The 18,492-nt window shown below is 74.6% G+C and carries 17 protein-coding genes and 2 pseudogenes; 9 read left to right on the top strand and 10 right to left on the bottom strand.

All coding sequences use genetic code 11. From position 1 onward, the window contains the following. Positions 1 to 618: pseudogene (locus WN71_RS28140) on the bottom strand (M4 family metallopeptidase); the annotation flags it as partial. A gap of 307 nt (positions 619 to 925) precedes the next feature. Between WN71_RS28140 and WN71_RS28135 the strand changes: the two are divergent. Then, positions 926 to 1,669, top strand: a pseudogene (locus WN71_RS28135) (MHYT domain-containing protein); the annotation flags it as partial. A gap of 443 nt (positions 1,670 to 2,112) precedes the next feature. Beyond that, positions 2,113 to 3,141: an LLM class flavin-dependent oxidoreductase gene (locus WN71_RS28130; protein WP_046588751.1), complete on the top strand. Its 1,029-nt coding sequence runs from the start codon at positions 2,113 to 2,115 to the stop codon at positions 3,139 to 3,141. A 111-nt stretch (positions 3,142 to 3,252) separates the two neighbouring features. Here the strand turns inward: WN71_RS28130 and WN71_RS28125 are convergent, their stop codons facing one another. Then, the gene (locus WN71_RS28125; RefSeq protein ID WP_046588754.1) at positions 3,253 to 4,221 is read right to left on the bottom strand and encodes a TauD/TfdA dioxygenase family protein; all 969 of its coding nucleotides are present in this window, start codon (positions 4,219 to 4,221) and stop codon (positions 3,253 to 3,255) included. Between the two features lie 101 nt (positions 4,222 to 4,322). Here WN71_RS28125 and WN71_RS28120 point away from each other — a divergent pair, with 101 nt between their 5' ends. Then, positions 4,323 to 5,153: an aldo/keto reductase gene (locus WN71_RS28120; protein WP_046588756.1), complete on the top strand. Its 831-nt coding sequence runs from the start codon at positions 4,323 to 4,325 to the stop codon at positions 5,151 to 5,153. A gap of 238 nt (positions 5,154 to 5,391) precedes the next feature. Here the strand turns inward: WN71_RS28120 and WN71_RS28115 are convergent, their stop codons facing one another. Next, a complete protein-coding gene (locus WN71_RS28115) occupies positions 5,392 to 6,321 on the bottom strand; it encodes a helix-turn-helix domain-containing protein (protein ID WP_046588758.1) in 930 nt (309 codons plus the stop codon). Between the two features lie 162 nt (positions 6,322 to 6,483). On the opposite strand from WN71_RS28115, the gene WN71_RS28110 reads away from it, so the two are divergent. Both WN71_RS28110 and WN71_RS28105 read left to right on the top strand, forming a co-directional pair. Next, positions 6,484 to 7,359 carry an oxidoreductase gene (locus WN71_RS28110; protein WP_046588760.1) on the top strand — a complete coding sequence of 292 codons (876 nt, stop codon included), beginning with the start codon at positions 6,484 to 6,486 and terminating at the stop codon, positions 7,357 to 7,359. 269 nt (positions 7,360 to 7,628) lie between these two features. Further along, positions 7,629 to 8,063 (top strand): cupin domain-containing protein, encoded by a 435-nt coding sequence (locus tag WN71_RS28105; protein WP_046588882.1) that lies wholly within the window; start codon positions 7,629 to 7,631, stop codon positions 8,061 to 8,063. 25 nt (positions 8,064 to 8,088) lie between these two features. Here the strand turns inward: WN71_RS28105 and WN71_RS28100 are convergent, their stop codons facing one another. The 3 genes from WN71_RS28100 to WN71_RS28090 all read right to left on the bottom strand — a co-directional run bounded on the left by WN71_RS28100 (position 8,089) and on the right by WN71_RS28090 (position 11,348). Beyond that, the gene (locus WN71_RS28100; RefSeq protein WP_046588761.1) at positions 8,089 to 10,440 is read right to left on the bottom strand and encodes a SpoIIE family protein phosphatase; all 2,352 of its coding nucleotides are present in this window, start codon (positions 10,438 to 10,440) and stop codon (positions 8,089 to 8,091) included. Positions 10,441 to 10,503: 63 nt separating this feature from the next. Further along, a complete protein-coding gene (locus WN71_RS28095; RefSeq protein ID WP_046588762.1) occupies positions 10,504 to 10,971 on the bottom strand; it encodes a peroxiredoxin in 468 nt (155 codons plus the stop codon). Beyond that, positions 10,968 to 11,348: a DoxX family protein gene (locus WN71_RS28090; protein WP_046588763.1), complete on the bottom strand. Its 381-nt coding sequence runs from the start codon at positions 11,346 to 11,348 to the stop codon at positions 10,968 to 10,970. The genes WN71_RS28095 and WN71_RS28090 overlap by 4 nt, the downstream gene beginning before the upstream one ends. Before the next feature lie 865 nt (positions 11,349 to 12,213). Between WN71_RS28090 and WN71_RS28085 the strand changes: the two genes are divergently transcribed. Continuing rightward, on the top strand, positions 12,214 to 12,834 hold the full coding sequence (locus tag WN71_RS28085) for a TetR/AcrR family transcriptional regulator (RefSeq protein ID WP_046588765.1): 621 nt from the start codon (positions 12,214 to 12,216) through the stop codon (positions 12,832 to 12,834). Positions 12,835 to 12,872: 38 nt separating this feature from the next. Here WN71_RS28085 and WN71_RS28080 read toward each other — a convergent pair whose 3' ends face one another. The 3 genes from WN71_RS28080 to WN71_RS28070 all read right to left on the bottom strand — a co-directional run bounded on the left by WN71_RS28080 (position 12,873) and on the right by WN71_RS28070 (position 15,309). Beyond that, positions 12,873 to 13,472: a GPP34 family phosphoprotein gene (locus tag WN71_RS28080; RefSeq protein ID WP_046588767.1), complete on the bottom strand. Its 600-nt coding sequence runs from the start codon at positions 13,470 to 13,472 to the stop codon at positions 12,873 to 12,875. A gap of 188 nt (positions 13,473 to 13,660) precedes the next feature. Beyond that, on the bottom strand, positions 13,661 to 14,908 hold the full coding sequence (locus WN71_RS28075) for a YbfB/YjiJ family MFS transporter (protein WP_046588884.1): 1,248 nt from the start codon (positions 14,906 to 14,908) through the stop codon (positions 13,661 to 13,663). Between the two features lie 98 nt (positions 14,909 to 15,006). Next, the gene (locus tag WN71_RS28070) at positions 15,007 to 15,309 is read right to left on the bottom strand and encodes a muconolactone Delta-isomerase family protein (RefSeq protein WP_046588885.1); all 303 of its coding nucleotides are present in this window, start codon (positions 15,307 to 15,309) and stop codon (positions 15,007 to 15,009) included. A gap of 168 nt (positions 15,310 to 15,477) precedes the next feature. Here WN71_RS28070 and WN71_RS28065 point away from each other — a divergent pair, with 168 nt between their 5' ends. The 3 genes from WN71_RS28065 (at position 15,478) to WN71_RS28055 (ending at position 17,878) form a co-directional block, all read left to right on the top strand. Next, positions 15,478 to 16,401: a LysR family transcriptional regulator gene (locus tag WN71_RS28065; protein ID WP_046588770.1), complete on the top strand. Its 924-nt coding sequence runs from the start codon at positions 15,478 to 15,480 to the stop codon at positions 16,399 to 16,401. 335 nt (positions 16,402 to 16,736) lie between these two features. After that, entirely contained in the window at positions 16,737 to 17,450 is a 714-nt protein-coding gene (locus tag WN71_RS28060) for an SDR family NAD(P)-dependent oxidoreductase (RefSeq protein ID WP_046588772.1), read from the top strand. A gap of 56 nt (positions 17,451 to 17,506) precedes the next feature. Continuing rightward, a complete protein-coding gene (locus WN71_RS28055; RefSeq protein ID WP_046588774.1) occupies positions 17,507 to 17,878 on the top strand; it encodes an SgcJ/EcaC family oxidoreductase in 372 nt (123 codons plus the stop codon). A 9-nt stretch (positions 17,879 to 17,887) separates the two neighbouring features. Here the strand turns inward: WN71_RS28055 and WN71_RS28050 are convergent, their stop codons facing one another. Further along, complete coding sequence (locus WN71_RS28050; protein ID WP_046588776.1) at positions 17,888 to 18,412, bottom strand: MarR family winged helix-turn-helix transcriptional regulator; 525 nt, start codon at positions 18,410 to 18,412, stop codon at positions 17,888 to 17,890. Between the last annotated feature and the right edge of the window lie 80 nt (positions 18,413 to 18,492).

The following is an 18,492-nucleotide window of genomic DNA, read 5'->3' as shown; positions in this document are numbered from 1 at the left end:
GACGTGCAGCTGGTTGGGCGTGCCGTCGTCCTGGAAGCCGCCGATCACGGTCTCCCAGGCCAGCTTGGGCGTGCCGCTGCCGGCCCAGATGACCTTGCGCGCGCTGTCGGTCGCGGACGCCTTGGCGTCCAGCGTCTTCGCCGTCTTCAGCGCCTTGGTCTCCGCGGCGGACTTCGTGTAGGCGGCGGTGGTGCTCGCGACCTTGATGGTGTGCTTGTTGGCGAACGTGGTGCTCACCGTGCCGACGGCCAGGGAGGCGGGCGGCGTGTGCACCACGAGGTCGCCGCCGAGGACCGGCAGGCCCGCGTAGGTGCGCTCGTAACGGGTGTGCACGGTGCCGTCGTTGTCCTTGACGACGTCCTTGACGACCAGCTTCTCCTTGGCGCCGAGCCCGATGGTGCGGGCCGTCGTCGTGGAGTTCTCCTGAGCGCTCTTCATCAGCGCGGAGTGCTGGGCGGGGGTGAGTTTGGCCTCCAGCGCGCCGGTGCGCAGGGGGCTGGGGTGGGGGGACGCGGGCGTCGCGCTCGCCGGGAACGACTGGATGCCGACGGCGAGAAGGGCGGCTGTGGAGACCAGAGCGGCTCCTGCCGCGGCCCGCTTGCGGGGAATGCGTCTCACTCGTACTCCTACTGCGGTGGCCGCCGGGTCGCGGCCGGAGTCAGACCGGACAGCCGGGTGTGCTGACCGGGACGAGCAGAGTTGTGCGGGGCCGTTAACTGTGAGGGGACTGTGGGAAGTTCCCCTTACGAGTGGATGGAGGATCGCAGAGTTGTTCCGTGCATGTCAGCACCACCCGGCGTAATCGAGGGTTATCCCTCTGTGCCCGGCCGTCACACCCCGCGCGTCCGCCGGGGGGTCTTGCGCCGACGCCGGGGCCACGCGACGCTTCCCCCCAACCAACCAAGGCCCTCGGGGAGTTGTCGCGATGCTCGGCACGGTCGACGGATTCCGCTACGGCCTGGTGACCCCGGTCGCGGCGTTTGTGATGGCCTGCCTCGGCGGGGCGCTGGGACTGCGCTGCATCGTCCGCTCACTGGGCGGCGACCGGCCGTGGAAACCGGGATGGCTGGCCCTGGGCGCCGCCTCGATCGGCTGTGGCATCTGGACCATGCACTTCATCGCCATGCTCGGCTTCGAGGTGACGCAGACCCGCGTCGGCTACGACGTCGGCACCACCGCGCTCAGCCTGGTCGTGGCGGTCGTCGTGGTCGGCATCGGCGTGTTCACGGTCGGCTGCCGGGGCGCCACACCCGGCACCCTGGCCGTCGCGGGCGTCGTCACCGGGCTCGGCGTGGCCGCCATGCACTACGTGGGCATGGCCGGGCTGCGGCTCGACGGCGACATCGGCTACGAGCCCGTCGGCCTGGTGCTCTCCCTCGTCATCGCGATCGTGGCGGCGACCGCGGCGCTGTGGGCGGCCGTGTCCGTGCGCGGCTTCAAGGCGAGCCTGGCGGCCAGCCTCGCCATGGGCGCGGCCGTGTCGGGGATGCACTACACGGCCATGGCCGCCGTACGGGTTCATGTCCACGACGGCGGCGGCTCCGGCTCGTGGGACGGGGACTCGGGCACGTCGCTGCTGCTGCCGATGCTGATCGGCCCGGTCATCTTCCTGTTCCTCGCGGCGGTGATGGTGATGTTCGATCCGCTGCTGGTGCTCGGGGAGGACGACGCGGACGTCCGTGGGGACGATCACGTGGCCGATCACGCAGACGGAGCGGTCAGGGGAGCCGGAAACGGCGGCGAGGGCGGGGCGGACCACCGCTCGGGAGCCTCCCCCGTCCGCGGCCGGCCCGGCGCCGCGGCCGAGTTCATCGGCGTACCCGACGAGGACGGCCGGCCGCCGTCCGCCGGGGGCGCGGATCCGGCCGCGCGTGTCCCGCGCGATGCGAGGGTCCGCGCTCCGCGCGCCACGGCGGACCGCGCCCCGCACCGGCCCGCCTCGCGCACGCTCAACGGCACCGCGCCCCGCCCCCGCGAGTGGTGAGCGCGCGCCGCGGGGCGCCGACGGCACCGAGGGCCCGGGAACACCTCCGCGGTACCCGCGGTTGGCACTGCCGTACGGCGTGATCGACGCCGTACGACCAGCCGACCGGCCAAGGAGTACGCGTGCCCATGCCGACCACCGGACGCCCCCTGCGCAAGCTGGGCTTCCTCACCATCGGCCTGTTCGACGGCGACGACCCGGCGCGCGGCCACGAGTCCACGCTCCAGGTCATCGAGCTCGGCGAGCGGCTCGGATTCGACAGCGCGTGGGTGCGCCACCGCCATCTGCAGTACGGCATCTCCTCCCCGGTCGCCGTGCTCGCGGCCGCCTCCCAGCGCACCCGGCGCATCGAGCTCGGCACAGCCGTCATCCCGCTGGGCTGGGAGAACCCGCTGCGCCTGGCCGAGGACCTGGCCACCGTCGACATCCTCTCCGGCGGCCGGCTCAACCCGGGGGTCAGCGTGGGCCCGCCCATGCACTGGGAGGAGGTGCGGGAGGCCCTCTACCCGGACACCGGCGACGCGGAGGACTTCGGCTACCGGCGGGTGGAACGGCTGCTGGACGGCGTACGCGGAAAGCCCGTCACCGACTTCAGCGGCGTCGAGGGCTTCGAGGTGTTCTCCGACCGGGTGCAGCCGCAGTCGCCGGGGCTCGGCGGCCGGATGTGGTACGGCGGCGGCAGCACACGCTCGGCCCGGTGGGCGGGCGAGCACGGCATGAACTTCCTGACCAGCAGCGTGGTCAGGGCCGAAGACCCGGACGGGCCCTGGGACTTCGACGAGATCCAGCTCTCCCACATCCGCGCCTTCCGGGCGGCCCACCCGGACGGCGAGGCGGCGCGCGTCTCCCAGGGCCTGGTGGTCGTCCCCACCGACTCGGCCACGCCCGCGCAGCGCGCCAAGTACGAGGCGTACGCGGCGAAGCGGCTGGCGCGCACCACGTCACCGCAGGGCCCGGCGCGGCTGCTGTTCGCGCCGGACCTGGTGGGCACCTCGCGGGAGATCGCCGAACGCCTCGCACAGAACCCCGCGTTCCGTGAGGTGGACGAGGTGGCGTTCGCGCTGCCGTTCGCCTTCGACCACGAGGACTACGTGCAGATCCTCACGGACATGGCGACCCGGCTGGGCCCGGCGTTGGGCCGGGAGCCGACCGCCTGACGCGCTGCCGGCCCGTCGGTCCCGGGGCGGAGCGGCGCCGCCCCCGGGAGGCGGAGCGCCGCCGCCCGACCGGATGACGGCGACTGCCTCGGCACCGGAGCTGACGTCACGTCACCAACGGCCCGTCTCCGTGCCGTTGAGGGCGCGGGACGGGGTGCCGTCCACGCCGACCGGCACCTCCCCGGTGAGCATCACCCGGTGCATGGTGCGGGGGAAGCCGAGGTGGGCGTTGTCGCTCGGCGCAAGGTGGACGGTGGCCCTGTTGTCCCAGAACGCCACGCTCCCCGGCTCCCAGCGGAAGCGGACGGTGTACTCGGGCCGGGTCGCCTGCTCCAGCAGCATCTCCAGGATCGCCGCGCTCTCCGGACGGGACAGGCCCGTGATCTGCTCGACGTAGTAGCCGTTGACGAACAGCACCCGCTCGCCGCTCTCCGGATGCACACGGACCAGCGGATGCTCGGAGGCCACCTGGTGGTCGAGGAGGTGGCGGAGATAGGCGTCGTCGCCGGGGCGCGGCTGGTAGCCGACGCCGAGCCGGTGCTCGGCCCGCAGCCCGTCCACGAACTGCCGTACCGGCGCGGAGAGTCCGGCGTACGCGGCGGCCAGGTTGGACCAGGTGGTGTCGCCGCCGTAGGGCGGCACGGTCTCCGCACGCAGGATCGTCGCGGCGGGCGGGTCGATCCGGGCGCCGTGGTCGCAGTGCCAGCCGCGCAGCAGGGTGTGCCGGCGGCGGCGCAGCCACTCGTCGTGGTCCATGCCGTACCGCCCGCCCAGCTCCAGGCGGTCGGCGGTCGTCTCGATCTCGGGGAAGCCGGCCGGGGACGCGCCGCCGCGCCGCCCGAGGACGACCGGCGTGCCGAAGCGGCGCGCGAACGCCACATGCCCGGCGTGGTCGAGGCGCTGCCCGCGGAAGAACACCACCTTCCAGCGCAGCACGGCCGCGCGGACCGCCGCCACCTGCGCGTCGTCGAGGCCGTCCGCGAGGTCGACGCCCTCGATCTCGGCCCCGATGTGCCCGGCGACCGGCCGGACTTGGACACCGCCCTCCGGCTCGGCGGGGTCCTTCGTGTGCTTCGTCATCCGTCCTCCGCTGCTCGGTGGCACCGAACCGTCGATCACCCGTCCGAGGGTGACAGCGACGCATACTTGATGTACAGCACAGTCAACGGGAAGGTACGACCGTGATCAGCGTCCCGGCGCACAACCTGAACGACGGCAGCACGCTGCCCGCCATCGGCCTGGGCACCTGGCCGATGGACGACACGCAGGCGGAACAGGCGGTGCTGGGCGCCCTCGGCCTCGGCTACCGGTTGATCGACACCGCGACCAACTACCGCAACGAGACCGGCGTGGGCCGCGGCGTCGCCCGCAGCGACGTGCCCCGGGAGGAGATCGTCGTGACGACGAAGCTCCCGGGCCGCCACCACGGTTACGAGGAGACGCTCGCCTCCTTCGAGGAGTCCCGGCAGCGGCTGGGCCTCGACTACGTGGACCTGTACCTGATCCACTGGCCGCTGCCCCGGGTCGGCAGGTACGTCGACTCGTGGAAGGCCATGATCAAGCTGCGCGAGGACGGTCTCGTACGCTCGATCGGCGTCTCCAACTTCACTCCGGAACACATCCAGCGGCTGGAGAAGGAGACCGGCGTGCTGCCCAGCGTCAACCAGATCGAGCTGCACCCGCTGCTGCCGCAGGACGAGCTGCGCTCCTTCCACCTCGACAAGGGCATCGTGACCGAGAGCTGGAGCCCGCTCGGCCGGGGCTCCGAACTGCTCGACGACCCGGGCATCGCGCGGATCGCGCAGGCGCACGGGGTGACCCCCGGCCAGGCGGTGCTGCGCTGGCACACCCAGCTCGGCGCCGTACCGATCCCGAAGTCGTCCGACCCGGGACGGCAGCGGGAGAATCTGGACGTCTTCGGCTTCGAGCTGGAGCCCGCCGAGGTGCGCGCGATCGCGGACCGCGTCCACCGGCGGCTGGGCGGGGACCCCGAGACGCACGAGGAGTTCTGAGACCGGCCCCGGACGTACGAGGCCTTCTGTGATCGGGCCCCGTGGGTCCGCGGGTCCCGAGGTCCGGGGGGCCAGGGGTCCGGAGGGCCAGGGGCCCGGGGGTCCAGGGGGTCCGAGGGTCCGGGGCCCCAGGGGCCCGGGGGTCCGAGGGTCCGGGGCCCCAGGGGCCCGGGGGCCAAGGAATCCGAGGATCCGGGCCCAGGGGGCCAGGAGGTGCGAGGACCCGAGGCTCCCCGGACTACGGCCCCTCGGCGTGACGGTGGTCCCCCTGCCCGGCGCCGGGGTCCGCCGGTCGCGCCGGGTCCGCCCCCGGCGCGCGCGGTGCCGGTTCCGCGGCGGCCAGGCTGCCCAGGATGTCGAGGAGTTCGGCGTCCCGGCTGCCGGGCTCGGCGTGGAACACCACGAGCGTCAGCTCGCCGTCGCTGTCGACGGCGAGCTTGTCGGAGTGCAGCCGCATCTCGCCGACCTGCGGATGGCGCAGATGGCTGACCCTGCCCCGCCGCGGCCGTACGTCGTGGCGGGCCCACAGGGCGCGGAAGCGCTCGCTGCGCACCGACAGCTCCCCCACCAGGTCCGTCAGCCGCGGGTCGTCGACGGCGGCGCCCGCGCGGGCCCGCAGGGTGGCCACGCCCTCCTCCACGAGGTCCTCCCAGTCCAGGCGCAGCTCCCGCTCGGCCGGGTCCAGGAACACGGCCCGCAGGACGTTGACGCCGGGCGCGTAGTTGGGCGTCACGGCCCGCGCCAGCGCGTTGGAGGCGAGGACGTCGGCGAACCTGTTCTGGACGTAGGCCGGGTTGCGCGGCCAGCCGTCGATCAGCTGGAGGATGCTCGGCGGCACCCGCTCGCGCGGCGGCCGGGCCCGGCCGCGGGCCGGGCGGGCGGTCCCGCCGGGCCGGTCCCTGACCAGCCCGACGAGGTGGGCGGTGGCCTCCTCGTCCAGCCGCAGCACCCGCGCGAGGGACTCCAGGACCTGGACGGAGGGGTTGCGGTCGCGGCCCTGTTCCAGGCGCAGGTAGTAGTCCGAACTGATGCCGGCGAGCAGCGCGACCTCCTCGCGGCGCAGCCCCGGCACCCGGCGCAGCCCGCCGGGCGGCAGCCCGGCCTCCTCGGGGCCGACCAGCGCCCGCCGGGCCCGCAGGAACTCGCCGAGGGCGTTCGTGGCGTCCATGGCCCCACGGTACGGCGGCGGCCCCGGGCGGTGCCTGGTCCCGCCACTCCCAGGAACAGGGGGGTACTGCCGCGCACCAGGGTTCCGGGCGCACGGTGTGGGGGTAGGCCGGTCCGCCCCGGAGGGCGGCCGGGACCACCGACACGGCACGAGAGGCACGACATGCACGGCAACCTCGGCTCCACGTTCACCCCGGCCGACGGGCTCACCCTGACCCGGATGGGCTACGGCGCCATGCAGCTGGCGGGGCCGCACGTCTTCGGTCCGCCCAAGGACCGCGCCCGGGCCGTGGCGGTGCTCCGCGCGGCCGTGGCGGCCGGGATCACCCACATCGACACGGCGGACTTCTACGGCCCCGTGGTCGTCAACGAGATCATCAAGGAGGCCCTGCACCCGTACCCCGAGCGGCTGCGGATCGTCACCAAGGTCGGCGCGCGGCGCGGCGCCGACGGCAGCTGGATCATGTCCCGGCACCCTGCCGACCTGGTCGCGCAGGTCCACGACAACCTGCGCCACCTGGGCGTGGAGGCCCTGGACGTGGTCAACCTGCGGCTCGGCGACATGGACACCCCGAACGAGGACTCGGTCGCCGACATGTTCGGCGCGCTCGCCGGGCTGCGCGAGCAGGGCCTGATCCGGCACCTGGGGCTGAGCGCGGTCTCCGCGGCCCAGCTCACCGAGGCACAGGCGATCGCGCCGGTGGTGACCGTGCAGAACCTGTACAACCTGGCCAACCGGCAGGACGACGCGCTGCTGGCGCGGACGGCGGCGGAGGGGATCGCCTTCACGCCGTACTTCCCGCTGGGCGGCTTCAGCCCGCTCCAGTCGGAGACGCTGTCGAAGGTCGCCGCCCGGCTGGACGCCTCGCCGCAGCAGGTGGCCCTGGCCTGGCTGCTCCAGCGCTCCCCGAACATCGTCCTCATCCCCGGCACCTCCTCGCCCGAGCACCTGCGGGAGAACATCGCCGCCGCGGACCTCGTGCTGCCGGCCGAGGCGGTCGCGGAACTGGACGCGATCGGGCGGCCGGTGGCCGGCTGACGGCCGGGCGGGGGCGCGGCGGCGGACCGGGCGCGGGGCGAGGGCGCGCGGGCGGGACGCGGCGGCCGGGGTGTGGGCCCAGGGGCCCGGTTACGGGAAGTGCGGACCGCACGGGCGGGACGGGGCGAGGGCGCGCGGGCGGGCCGGGGTGCGTGGGCAGCCGGGTGAATGGAGGGGGCGGATCACGGGGTTCCGGCCCCGGCGAGCGCCCCGGGCCCATATCTTCGCGGCGACACCGGATGCTTCGCCTCGGGAGGCCTGCTCGCATGATGCGCACCTCACTGCGTACCGCCACCGCCGCCACGCTGACCCTCGGCACCGTCCTGATCGGCGGCGCAGCCCACGCGACGCCCGCCGGACCGGGGGTCACCGCGAAGGTCATCGCCCAGACCACGGTGGGCTCCACGGACTACATCCTGCGCGAGATCACCATTCCGCCCGGCCAGTCCACCGGCTGGCACTACCACGACGGCCCGCTCTACGGCGTCGTCAAGGCGGGCACCCTCAGCCACTTCGACTCGTCCTGCGCCGAGGACGGCCTCTACCGCAAGGGCAGCGCGATCCAGGAGCCGGCCGGTCCCTCCAACGTCCACATCGGGCGCAACCTCGGCCGCACCGACGTCGTACTGGACGTGCTGTACGTGCTGCCGCACGGCGCGCCGTTCTCCGAGGACGCGCCCAACCCCGGCTGCGACTTCCAGTGAGGTCCGGGCCGGCGGCGCGTGGGACTCAGGCCGGCGGCAGCGGCTGCTCGGCCCAGATCGTCTTGCCGCCGCCGGTCTGCCGGCTGCCCCAGCGCTGGGTGAGCTGGGCGACCAGCAGCAGTCCGCGGCCTCCCTCGTCGTAGGCGTGCGCCCGCCGCAGATGCGGTGAGGTGGAACTGCCGTCGGAGACCTCGCAGATGAGGGCGCGGTCGCGGATCAGCCGCAGCTGGATGGGCGGTTCGCCGTAGCGGATCGCGTTGGTGACGAGTTCGCTGACGACGAGCTCGGTGACGAAGGCCGCCTCGTCCAGGCCCCAGGCGGTGAGCTGTTCGGTGGCGGACTGCCGGGCGACGGCGACCTGCGCCGGGTCGGGCGGCACGTCCCAGGTGGCGACCCGGTCGCCGCCCAGCGCGCGGGTGCGGGCCAGCAGCAGCGCCACGTCGTCGCTCGGCTGCTCGGGCAGTACGGCCTTCAGCACACCGTCGCTGAGCGCCTCCAGGCTGCCCGCGGGGGCCGCCAGCGCACGGCACATCTCGGCGGTGGCCCGGTCGACGTCGCGGTCGCGGTCCTCGACGAGCCCGTCGGTGTACAGCGCCACGACCGTGTCCTCCGGCAGTTGCACCTCCGTCGCCTCGAACGGCAGCCCGCCGACGCCGAGCGGGGGGCCCGAAGTCATCTCCAGCAGCCGCGCGGGGCCGCCGGGCAGCACGACGGCCGGCGGCGGATGTCCGGCGGCCGCGACGGTCAGCCGGCGCGAGACGGGGTCGTAGACGGCGTACAGGCAGGTCGCGCCGAGTTCGGCGGCCTCGGCGCCGCCGTCCCCGGAGGCGAGGTGGGTGACCAGGTCGTCGAGGTGGGTGAGCAGTTCGTCGGGGGCCAGGTCGACGTCCGCGAGGGTCCGTACGGCGGTGCGGAGCCGGCCCATCGTGGCGGAGGACTGGATGCCGTGGCCGACGACGTCGCCGACGACGAGGGCGACCCGGCTGCCGGACAGCGGGATGACGTCGAACCAGTCGCCGCCGATGCCCGCGATCGACCCGCACGGCAGATAGCGGTGCGCGACCTCGACGGCCGCCTGGCCCGGCAGGCTCTGCGGCAGCAGGCTGTGCTGGAGCGCCAGTGCGGTGGCGCGTTCACGGGCGAAGCGGCGGGCGTTGTCGACGCAGACGGCGGCGCGGCTGGCGAGTTCCTCGGCGAACACCGCGTCGTCACGGCCGTAGGCGTCGGGGTGGCTCATGCGGACGCAGACCGCGACACCGAGGGTGGTGCCGCGGGCGCGCAACGGGACGGCGAGCATGGAGTGGACGCCGGCCCGGAAGGGGCGGCCGTCGGGCCCCCGGATGTTGCGCTCCGCGACCCAGTTCATGAACTCGGGCTCGCCTGCGTGGGCGAGCACCGCGCGCCGTTCCCGCACCGCCCGCGCGGGCGGGCTGAACGGGGGGTAGACATCGCTCTCGCCGAGGCCCACCGCGGCCTCGGGCGTGCCCTCGCGCAGGGAGGCGTGGGCGACCCGGCGCAGCACGATCCGCTCGCCGATCTCCTGCCCGGCGGCCGGCGGCAACTCGTCGGCGGCCAGCACCCAGTCGAGCAGGTCGACGCTGGCGAAGTCGGCGTACGGCCCGACCACCAGCTGCACCATCTCCTCGGCGGTGCGCACCACGTCCAGCGAGGTGCCGATGGCGGTCGCGGCCTCGTTCAGCAGGGCCAGCCGTTCCCTGGCCCAGTACTGCTCGCTGTTGTCGAACGCGGCCAGCGCGACCGCGGTCAGTTCGCCGTCGCCCTCGCGCACGGGCCACATCTCGATGCTCCAGGCGTGCGCCCGCGGCTCCCCGGGGGCGTCGGTGAAGCTCTCGTAGCGGACCGGGCGGCCGGTCTCGACGACCCGCCGCAGATGGTGCACGAAGCCGCGGTTGTCCTCGGTGTCCGGCACGGTGTCGAGGAACGCGCGGCCCAGCAGTGCCTGCTCCGGCTCGCCCATGACGCGGCAGGCGACGTCGTTGACGCGCAGATAGCGCTGGTCGACGTCGAAGACGGACATCGACATCGACGACTGCTCGAAGACCCGGCCCACCAGGACGCTCAGGGGGCGCGCGGGCCGCTCGGCGGTGACCGCGAAGCCCACGGGGGTGCCGCGCGGGCCGAGCAGCGGGCACGCGGTGACGACGGCCGGCACGGGGTGTCCGTCGCGATGGCGCAGCAGCACCGGACCGCCCCCCGCGGCGGCCACTCTGTGCGGCACCGGCTCGGCGAGAAGGCCGGCGGCCGGTGTGCCGACGACCTCCTGGGCGAGGTGCCCGACGAGCTGCCGGGCACCCTCGCTCCAACCCGTCACCGTGCCGTCGGCGTCCACGACCGCCGTGGCGGCGACATGCTCCATATGCCCCAGCATGTTCCTAATGGCGCAGGGCATCAACCGGGCCGGGGCAGCCCGGCGCCCGGCTCAGCCCTGGTGGGCCCGCAGGGCCGCGAGCGCACGGTCGGCGTGGGTGTTCATCCGGACCTCGCTGCGCACGACCTCGATCACGGTGCGGTCCTGCGCGATGACGAAGGTGGCCCGCTTGGTGGGGACGAGGGCGAAGCCCCGCTTCACCCCGAACAGCTCCCGCACGGCACCGTCGGGGTCGGACAGCAGCGGCATCCCGAGGCCGTGCCGGCCGGCGAACTCCTGCTGCCGCTCGACGGCGTCGCCGCTGATGCCCACCGGACGGGCGCCCGCCGCCGCGAACTCGGCGGCGAGGTCGCGGAAGTGGCACGCCTCGGCGGTGCAGCCGGGCGAGAGGGCGGCCGGGTAGAAGAACAGCACCACCGGGCCGTCCGCGAGCAGCCCGGACAGGGTGCGGGGGGTGCCGGTCTCGTCGGACAGCTCGAAGTCGTCGACCACGGTCCCGACGTCCACGCGTGCGCTCATGCCTGGGCCTCCGTGTTCTTCGCGACGCCGCGGGCCCACAGCACCAGCGGGACCTGGAGGGGCAGCCGGGCGAGCGCCGCGTTCCTGAGCGGCGCGGGCCGGTGGCGCCAGTCCACCGCCATCTTGACGTTGGCGGGGAACACCCCGACGAAGAAGGCGGCGGCGGCCAGGGCGGCCGGACGCCGGGTGCGCGGCAGGGCGAGCCCGGCGGCGAGCGCCAGTTCGGCGGCGCCGCTGGCGTACGTCCAGGCCCGCGCGGAACCCGGCAGGCCCTTCGGGACGATCGCGTCGAACTGACGCGGCACGGCGAAGTGGGCGACTCCTGCGCCGGCCAGCAGACCGGCGAGCAACAGGGGCGAGCGTTCGGACCGGGACACGGTTCCTCCTCTGACGGCCGGGGCGATATTACTGGACGGTAGAGCCGAACCGACCGGTGGGTACGGGGTCGCTGCGCTTGGCTTGCGGGGATCCGGGGGCGGGGCGGCGCGGGCCGGGGGCGGACTGGCCACGAGGCCGGGTGCCGGGAGCCAGGCGCGGACTGGCCACGAGGCCGAGTGCCGGGCTGGCCCGAGGTCGGGTACAGGGCTGGCTCGGGAGCTGGGGTCGGGCGGACTCGGGACCAGGTCAGGAGCGTCGCTCGAGTGGGGCTGAGGCCGGGGTCGGTATCGCGCGGCGGCACCGGGCGGGAGGCGCAGGCGCCTCGTCCGGCCGCGGTGTGGGCCCGGTGCCGTCCGGCGGCGAGAGGGCTTCGCTCGGTGGGGGCGCGGGCCGGGAGCGACGGCCTCGGTCGGCCGGAAGGCGGACGCCGGGCACAGCTCAGGTCTGGACATGCCGCGCGCCTGGGGTCCGGGCCGGACGTGAGCCGCCCGTCTCCCTCGGACGTCGCCCCGCATGGAGAGCATCTCCCCGCCGGAGTACGGACTTTCGCGGGCCCGGATCGGTAGCCTCGCGCAGCCGGGCCGCGCGCCCCGGTCGGCGGCGCTCGCACGGCGGAGCAGGACGCCGGAGGGCCGCGCGTGAGCGAAGGCGTGCGGGTCGAGCGTACGGGCCGGACGGGCGGGCCTCGAGGAGACCCGGATCAGGTGCCCCGCTCGGCCAGGTCCGGCGGGCGGGTCCGGCGGCCAGGTCCGGTGGGCGGGGCAGGGGCCCGGATCAGGCGCCCCGATCGGCGGGGTCCGGTGGGTGGGGCCGGGGCGGGGAAGGCCGGATGTGGGGTAGACGACCGGTCGTACACTCGCAGGTATGGGACGGACCAGCGACGCCAGGGAGCGGATTCTCGGTGCAGCGCAGGCGTTGATCGAGCTGCGCGGCTACTCGGCGCTCGGCGTGGCCGAGATCTGCAAGGCGGCCGGGGTGCCGAAGGGCAGCTTCTACTACTTCTTCGAGTCGAAGGAGGCCCTCGCGCTGGCCGTGCTCGACGAGCGCTGGGCGGAGCAGGAGTCCGCCTGGACCCGCGTCCTGCACGGCGACGGGGAGCCCCTCGACCGGCTGCGGCGGCTGTGCGCCGAGACCGAGGCGGCGCAGCGCGCGGGCCAGGAGGGCTGCGGAACCGTCTCAGGCTGTCTGTTCGGCAATCTCAGCCTGGAGATGAGCAACCACGTCGAGGTCGTCCGCTCCCGGCTCCAGGAGATCTTCGACGCGCAGGTCGCGATGGTCGGCTCCGTGATCGACGAGGCCCGGCGGCGGGGCCAGGTCACCGCGGCCGACACAGCCGAGGCGGCGCGGGCGGTGGTGGCGCAGTTGGAGGGCCAGGTGCTGTTCGCCAAGCTCTACAACAACACCGGACGGCTCGGCCCGCTCTGGGCGAACTGCCTGGCCCTCCTGGGCGCGGGACAGACGCAGGGGGCGCCGGCCGGGGTCTGACCCCTGGGCGCCCCCGTCCGGCGGGGCGGCGTGACGGCTCAGGGCGCGCGCCACACGTTGTCGAAGGCCGCGTCCTCGATGCTGCGCCGCTGCCGTACCGCCTCCAGTTCCACCACGGCCTCGTCGACGGCGGCGAGGACCGTGACGACGGCGTCGCCCGTGGCCTCGACGGCCTCCGCGTCCGGCGCGTCCCGCAGGCCCACGGCGGCACCGAGCGCGGCCAGCCGCACCTCGCCGGAGGCCCAGCGCTCGTCCGCCGCCTTGCGGCCCGGCGAGTCGAGCGGGTCGGCCCGGCCGACGAGCAGGGAGATCCGGCGACGCGGCGAGCCGCTGTTCTCCTCCTCCACGGCGTCGAGATACGCCGTCGCCAGCCCCTGGCCCCGGCGCCAGAGCCAGTCGGGCACGGTCTCGTGCGGCTCCCCGCGGTTCAGCGCCGCCGACGCCTCCGTCAGCAGGCGGTCGTCCGCGGTCTGGGGCGCCCCCGGCACGATGCGGTCGCCGTCGAGGGTGAGCCCGCCGGTCTCCAGCAGGTCGAGGAGTTCGGCCCCCGCGAGGGCCAGCGAGAGGTCGCCCTGCCCGACTTGCTGGTGGGAGGGCGCGTCCATGGCGACGAACAGCAGATCCCGCGGTGTGGTCATGTCGGACTCTCTCGTCGTGAACAGTCGGGAGCGGTCGGAGCAGTCGGGGCAGTCGGAGCGGTCGGAGCGGTCGGAGCGGTCGGAGCGGTCGGGAAGGGGATCCCCCGGGGGAAGCGGTCCCCGGGAAGAAGCGGTCGAGTGGAAAGCGGCCGGAGGCCCTTGCGTGCGTGCCCGTGTCACGCCGGGCGTCACGCGGGCCGTACCACCACCATGTGCCGCGGAAACCCGACGCGCAGCACGGCGGCCGCCGCGGCGGCCAGCAGGACCACGCCCGCGGCCAGGAGCAGCGCCTGGTGGTAGCCGTGGTGGAGCAGCGGGGTGACCGCGAGCGGCCCGAGGATCTGCCCGGCCGAGTACCCGGCGGTCAGCAGCGCCACGGAGCGGGGGAAGCCCAGGTGCGCGCCCGCCGCCAGGGCCAGCGTGCTGATGCCGATGAAGGTCGCGCCGAACAGGACGGCGGAGACCAGCGCCGGTGCCACGCCGGACACCAGCGCGGGCAGCGCGATCCCGGCCGCCTGGACGACCAGCGCCGCGAGCAGCAGACCGGGGCGTGACCAGCGGTGCCCCAGCCAGGCCCAGAGCGCCGAGGACGGTACGGCGGCCAGCCCGACGAGCACCCAGGCGCCGCCGCCCACCCAGCCGGGTGAGCTCTGGTCGATCGCGGCGACGAGGAAGGTCCCGGCGACGATGTAGCCGACGCCTTCCAGCGTGTACGACACGAACAGCGCGGCGAACCAGCGGTGGGGCCGCTGCACGGCGGCGCGCCCCGCGGGCGCGGGAACGCGGGCCGGCCGGCCCACCGCGGTCGGGGAGAGCACGGTCGACGCGCCGGCGGCGGGTGCCACGGCCGGCGCCGGGGGTCCGGAGCGGACCGGGAGCGTGCCGGACCCGCCGCCGCGGGTACTTCCGCCGCCCCGGCCGACCGGACTCGCCGCCGCCGGTCCGGTGCGCAGCCGCCACGCCCCCGCCGTCAGCAGCGCGGCGAGCCCGGCCGAGGCCCACCACGCCGTACGCCAGTCCCCCACGGACCGCAGCGCCAGCACGAGCAGGCCGGACAGCGCGATCCCCGCGCCGACCCCGCCGAACGCCCAGCCGGACAGATGCGCCGGATGCTCACGCAGCCAGCCCAGCAGCGAGCTGACCGCGATGACGAACACCAGCGCGCTGGCCGCCCCGGCGATCAGCCGCAGCGCGAGCCACACGGTGGCGCTGCGCGTGGCCGGCATCAGGGCGAGGTCCACGGTGAGCACGAGCAGCGCCGCCCGCAGCAGGGCGGACGAGCGGACCAGCGCGGGCGCGAGGATGCCGGCGAGCGCGCCGAGCAGGTAGCCGACGTAGTTGGCGGTGGCCAGGTGCGCGCCGGCGCTCGCGGAGAGTCCGGCGTGGGCGTGCATGAGGGGCAGGATCGGGGTGTAGACGAACCGGCCGACGCCCATCCCGGCGGCCAGCGCGGCGGCGGCCTGCCCGACGTGCGTCCAGGGCCGGTCGGCGGCCGGCCCCGCGTGCGGGGCGAGCCGCTGCGCGGGCAGCGTGCTCACGACGCCCCGTCCGCGCGGCCCGGGTCGTTGGGATGCGATTCCAGCGGGGTGATCACGAACGTCATCCACGAACTCAGCGGAAGGGTCCCGAGCACCGTGCGCCGCAGGTCGTCCTCGTCGTCGGCCAGCCAGATGCCGACACTGCGCAGCTCGCCGACCGGGCGCCACAGCCGCGCGAGACGGCCGCTCGCGGCCAGTTCCTTCGCGTGGACGGCCTCGGCGGCGCGCCGCCGGTCGACCTCCTCCTGGGGGGTGCCCTCGGGGATCGTCGTGGTGATCTCGACGAGGAACTCGCGCATGGCAGTGCTCCGTTCGCTGAGTGTGCGGTGGGCTCCGGCACCGGTGCGGGCGCCGACCCCGGCCTCGGTGCCGGTGCCCCCATCGTCCGGCGGTACGGCGGCCACCGCCACGACAGACTTCCTCCCTGGTGCAAGGCGCGGCCTTCCACGCAGGTGGGGCGACGTAGCATGACCGGCGTGGAACTGCGCCAGCTGAGGTACTTCGTCGCCGTCGCCGAGGAGCTCAACTTCGGCCGGGCCGCCGAGCGTCTGCTGATCGCGGGACCGTCGCTCTCCCAGCAGATCAAGGCCCTCGAACGCGACCTGGGCGTACGCCTCTTCGACCGCGACCGCCGGTCCGTCGCGCTGACCGCGGCCGGTTCCGCGCTGCTGCCGCACACCAGGGCGCTGCTGGAGCGGGCCGACGACCTTCAGCACCGCGCGCGCCGGCTGTCCGGCTCGGAGCCGGTCCGGCTCGGTTACGTCAACTGGCTGCCCCCGGACCTGGCCGCCCGCACGGCCGCGGTGGCGCAGGTGCACGTCGACGCGTGGGTGGCCCCCTCGCACGCCCAGGCGGCGCGGGTCGCCGAGGGCAGCCTGGATCTCGCAGTGTGCTGGGTGCGCACGGAGGATCTCGACGCGCGCGGGCTGAGCGCCCGCCTCGTCGGCGCGGACCGGCTCTACGCGGTGGCCCGCGGTGACGCGACGGGCCCGGTGCGGGCCGCGGACACCGTGGTCCTGGTCGACGACGACGCCACGTCCTGGTCGTCGTGGAACGTCTACGCCGAGGCCCTGGCCCGCGACACCGGGGCCCGCGCGATGCGCGTCTCGGACGGCGGCGTCACCGGGCCGGCGTTCTTCGACCACGTCCGCCGCAGCGGCCGCCCGGTGGTCAACTCCCCCAAGGGGCAGACCGCTTCGCTCCCGGCCGATCTCGTACGGCGGCCCGTCGTCGGGCCGGAGATCCACTGGACCTGGTCGCTGGTGTGGCGGCGCGACGAGGTGCGCGCCGCCGTGCTAGACGTCGTGGAGGCGCTGTCCGTCGACGGCGACTTCGGCATCCACGGCCCGGACGCCTGGCTCCCGGAGGGCGACCCGCACCGGGCACCCTGACCCGGCCCCGCCGACCACCCGGCCCCGCTGCCCGCCCGGCCCGGACACCCGGAACCGCCCGACCCCCTCCGCACCCGCCCGGACACCGGACAGGCCCGCCTCGCCTGCCCCGCTCCACCACCCCGGCCACCCCGCGGTCACCCCCGACCGACCGGCCGCCCCGCTCGCCCCGACCCGCCTCACCCGCGCTGCGAGCCTGCGCCTAGCAGCTGAGAGGCAGCCGGTCCTGGCCGTCCCTTGCTTCCCGTCCCGCCGCGTCCTACCTTCGAGCTCGTTAGTCGACCGGTCGTCTAGTAACTCGGACCGGTCGGAAGCCCCCACCGGGAGAACCACCCATGAGCACTCAGACCCAGAAGGTCGCCGTCGTCACCGGAGCCTCGCAGGGCATCGGCGCCGCCCTCGTCGCCGCCTACCGCAAGCTCGGGTACGCCGTCGTCGCGACCTCACGCTCCATCGCCCTGTCCGCCGACCCCGGCGTGCTCACCGTCCGGGGCGACATCGCCGACCCCGCCACCGCCGAGCGCGTCGTCGCAGCCGCGGTCGAGGAGTTCGGGCGGATCGACACGCTGGTCAACAACGCGGGCGTGTTCGTCGCGAAGCCGTTCACCGACTACACGGCCGACGACTACGCCGGCGTCACCGGGATCAACCTCGACGGCTTCTTCCACATCACGCAGCGAGCCGCGGAGCACATGCTCGCGCAGGGCGGCGGCCACATCGTGAGCATCACCACGAGCCTGGTCGACAACGCGGACGCCCGCGTGCCCTCGGTGCTCGCGTCGCTGACGAAGGGCGGCATCCAGTCGGCGACCAAGTCGCTCGCGGTCGAGTACGCCAGGCGCGGCATCCGCGTCAACGCGGTCTCGCCCGGCACCATCAAGACGCCGATGCACCCCGAGGAGACCCACGAGGTCCTCGCGGGGCTGCACCCGGTCGGCCGGATGGGTGAGACGTCCGACGTCGTCGACGCCGTGCTCTTCCTGGAGGACGCGCCGTTCGTGACCGGCGAGATCCTCCACGTCGACGGCGGCATGAGCGCCGGGCACTGAACGAGGGCGGGCCGGCCTCACCGTGAGGCCGGCCACCGAGAGGAAGGAGAGCGGTCATGAGCAGCACGCCCCAGGACGAGGCAGTGGTGCGGGAGGTCGTCGACCGGTGGAAGTCCGCGGTCGACGCGCACGAACCGGACCGGGTCGCCGACGAGTTCACGCAGGACGCGATCTTCCAGGGCCTGCACCCCTACAGCGTGGGACGGCCCGGGGTGGCGGCCTACTACGACGCACAGCCGCTCGACATGACGGCCGCCTACCGGATCCTGGAGACCCGGCGCCCGGCGGAGGAGGTCGTCCTCGCCTATCTGGACGTGGACTTCGGCTTCACGGACCGCCCGACGCTGAACGTCCGCATCAGCGTGCTGCTGCGGCGCGAGGACGCGCGGTGGCGCATCGCCCACTACCAGGTCTCCCGGCTCGGCTGACGGGCCGGATCAGGCGTCGGGGGCGGGCTCGTCGCTCCCCTGGGCCGGGTCGTCGTCGACGGCGTAGGCCAGGAAGTCGTCGACCATACGGTGGAACAGCGTGGCCAGATGGCTGAGTTCGTCGGGCGACCAGGCCGACAGGGCCAGTTGCATCCCGCGCGCCCCGGCGTCGCGGACCTGGTCGACGGCCCGGCGCCCCGCGTCGGTGAGTTCGACGCGGTGGGCCCGCCGGTCGTCCGGGTCGGGCACCCGGTTCACATAGCCGCCGCGCTGCAACTGCTGCACGGTCCTGGTCACATGGGACGCCTCGACGCCGAGCCGCTGGGCCAGCTCCCCCGGGCGCAGCGACTCGGAGTCGGCGATCTGCCGCAGCAGGGCCACCGCGGCCCGGTCCAGCGGCACCCCGGCGAGCGCCATGAGCCGCTCGTGCTGGCGAGCGCGCGTGCTGAGGTAGGTGATACGGGTGAGCGCGCGCTCGATCTCCACCACCTCGGGGGACGCGGCGGGAGCGACGGGGCGCGGATGCGTGGCCATACAGCCACGTTACCATATCGTTGCGTAACTCAAGTAAATCGGGCTCGGTGCCGTCCCGCCCTCTCCCGTCGGCGGGATCT

The organism is Streptomyces mangrovisoli, assembly GCF_000974985.2.
Classification (GTDB): domain Bacteria; phylum Actinomycetota; class Actinomycetes; order Streptomycetales; family Streptomycetaceae; genus Streptomyces; species Streptomyces mangrovisoli.
This window is presented reverse-complemented; position numbering and strand designations above follow the sequence as displayed.